Origin of the sequence: Azospirillum formosense, from assembly GCF_013340925.1 — a bacterium.
GTDB lineage: Bacteria > Pseudomonadota > Alphaproteobacteria > Azospirillales > Azospirillaceae > Azospirillum > Azospirillum formosense.
Genome location: NZ_WHOR01000451.1, coordinates 1 through 2,342, shown reverse-complemented (window position 1 = coordinate 2,342; position 2,342 = coordinate 1). Strand labels below are relative to the sequence as shown.

The following is a 2,342-nucleotide window of genomic DNA, read 5'->3' as shown; positions in this document are numbered from 1 at the left end:
CCCCCGCCGCCAACCGAACGGCGAATCGGCGATCCCACCAGACCTCTCCGCCGGGGGTAAGGTCCAGCCGTTCGGTGACCCCAATCGGTTCCCGTGCGATCACCAAACAACCCTGCCGCGGCACAATGCGGCAGCCGCCCAGCGTGCGCCCCCGGAAGCGCTCCCCCGCGATGTCGGCGAACAGACGCTCCGCCGCCTCGTCCTTCGGCGGGTAGGCGGCACCCCCCGTCGCGGCGATGCAGCGGACCAGCGCGCGCAGGCCAAGCTCCTCCGGTGCTGCCAGCAACGGCTTTGGGTCCAGCCGCAGCCAGCCCTCCGGATGGACCTCCACGGCCTCGGCCAGCAGGGCGGCGGTCCCCGCCTCCAGCGCGTTGCGGGCGCGGGCGGCCCGCCGGGCGAGGTCGGCCAGACGCGGCGGGTCCAGCCCCTCGGCGGCCAGGGCCTCCCCCGCCGCGCGCAGGCGGGCGCGGGCGAAGCGTGGGTTGCGGTTGGACGGGTCCTCGATCCATTGCTGGCCAAAGGCGCGGCAGGTCGCCACCAGCCGTTCGTGGGGCAGGTCGAGCAGCGGCCGGATCAAGCGGACTGCCCCCGCCGCGCGCACCGGCGCCATGCCGGCCAGCCCGTCGATTCCGGAGCCGCGGGCGAATCGCAGCAGCACCGTCTCCGCCTGATCGTCGCGGTGGTGGGCGAGCGCCAGATGAAGGACGCCCTCCTCGCGGCAGCGCTCGGCCAGCAGGCGATGACGCGCGGCGCGGGCCGCCTCCTGGATTCCGGTCACCGGCTTTTCGCCGTCCCAGCGCAGAACGGCGTGGGCAATGCCATGGGCCTTGAGCCACTCACCCACCCGAGCGGCCTCCGCCGCCGACTCCGCGCGCAGGCCATGGTCCACGACCAGGGCGAGGACATCCCCGCCCCGCTCCGCCGTCCAGCGCTGAATGAGCAGGGCCAGCCCGAGGCTGTCGGCCCCGCCGGACACGCCCACGGCCACGCGCGGCCGCGTCTCGAATCCGCCCAGCCGCTCCATGCGGGCGGCGAACTCACCCGCGGAAATCGGCCCGGCGGGGTCGGACGCGTTCACCGCGCCCGTCAGGCGCAGTTCAGGCGGCGGCGCTCGGTGTCGGCGCGGCGCTTCACGCTGGCCGAAGCTTCGGGGAACTTGCTGATCAACTGGTTGAAGGCCGTGCAGGCGTCCTTCTTCTGGTTGAGCTGCTGCAGCGACATGCCGAGCTTCAGCAGGTTGTCCGCCGCCTTGTTGTTCTTCGGATACTTCTGCACGCCCTCGGCGAAGGCCACGGCGGCATCCTGGAACTTGTTGCGGACGTAATAGGTCTCACCCAGCCAGTATTGGGCGTTGCCAGCAAGCTGGTGGCCCTTGTTCTTCGCCAGGAAGTCGCTGAAGGCCTTTTCCGCCTTGTCGTAGTCGGACTGGCGCAGCAGCTCGAAGGCGTGCTCGTACTGCTTCTCCGGGGTCGAATTGGCGGGCAGCGGCGCCAGGGCGGCGGTCTGCTTCTCCGCCGGCTTGTCAGCCGTCTTCTCGGGCGTCTTGGCGGCGCTGGGCGCCGCGGCCGGAGCCGCCGCGCTGGGCTTGGCCGGGCCGCCGAACGGGTCGCTGGCCGCCCCGCCGCCCTTGCTCTCCAGCTCCTTCAGGCGGAAATCGATGTCGCTGTTGACCCGCTCCAGCCGGTCCTTCATCTGCGAGATCTGATAGGTCGCCTCTTCATAGCGCCCGGTCAGCTCCGACAGGGCGCGTTCCAGCTTCTGCAGCCGCACCTCGAAATCGGCGGCCAGCGAGGGCTGGATCTCAGCCGTCTGCCCGCGTGAGTAGGAGCTGCCCGGATAGGCCTGCGCCACCTCGACGCGCCCGCCCAGCGCCTCCACCCCCGACTCCAGCCGGTCCAGACGGTCCTGCAGCGAAACCGTCTGCGCGAGGACGGAACCGCTGCACAGCAGGCCGCCGAGCAGAAGGGCAGCGAAAGAAGGGGTCTTGGTCATGCGTCGAGGGTCCTGTCCGGGCGGGAAAAGCCGTCGTTAAGAGGGTGCCGGCCCAAGCGGGCGAAACTATGGCGGCTGTTTACCAGAAGCGCGCGCCCCTTGCACGGTGGTGATTTGGAAATCTCCCGCGCACCGGGCGCAATCCCGAAAGAGACCACAGAAAAAAGCCCCTTCCCGGTATTCCGGAAAGGGGCCCTTCTCAAAGCGGACTCCTGAAAGCGTCTTACGCCTTGAGGATGCCGCGGCCGGCGAAGCGGGCGGCGGTGCCGAGCATCTCCTCGATGCGGATCAGCTGGTTGTACTTGGCCAGACGGTCGGAGCGCGACAGCGAGCCGGTCTTGATCTGGCCG

At 70.4% G+C, this 2,342-nt stretch carries 3 protein-coding genes; all 3 read right to left on the bottom strand.

Going from position 1 to position 2,342, the window contains the following annotated elements:
• The coding region (gene tilS, locus GBZ26_RS28870) for a tRNA lysidine(34) synthetase TilS (RefSeq protein ID WP_345772085.1) at positions 1-1,078 on the bottom strand (1,078 nt) is incomplete at its 3' end.
• Between the two features lie 8 nt (positions 1,079-1,086).
• A complete protein-coding gene (gene ybgF, locus GBZ26_RS28865) occupies positions 1,087-1,992 on the bottom strand; it encodes a tol-pal system protein YbgF (RefSeq protein WP_174441733.1) in 906 nt (301 codons plus the stop codon).
• 223 nt (positions 1,993-2,215) lie between these two features.
• Positions 2,216-2,342 (bottom strand): hypothetical protein (locus tag GBZ26_RS28860; RefSeq protein WP_174441599.1); only part of this gene is annotated, 127 nt, incomplete at its 5' end.

Coding starts and splice junctions, on each gene's coding strand:
- ybgF (WP_174441733.1), bottom strand. CDS start 1,992: ATGACCAAGACCCCTTCTTTCGCTGCCCTTCTGCTCGGCGGCCTGCTG.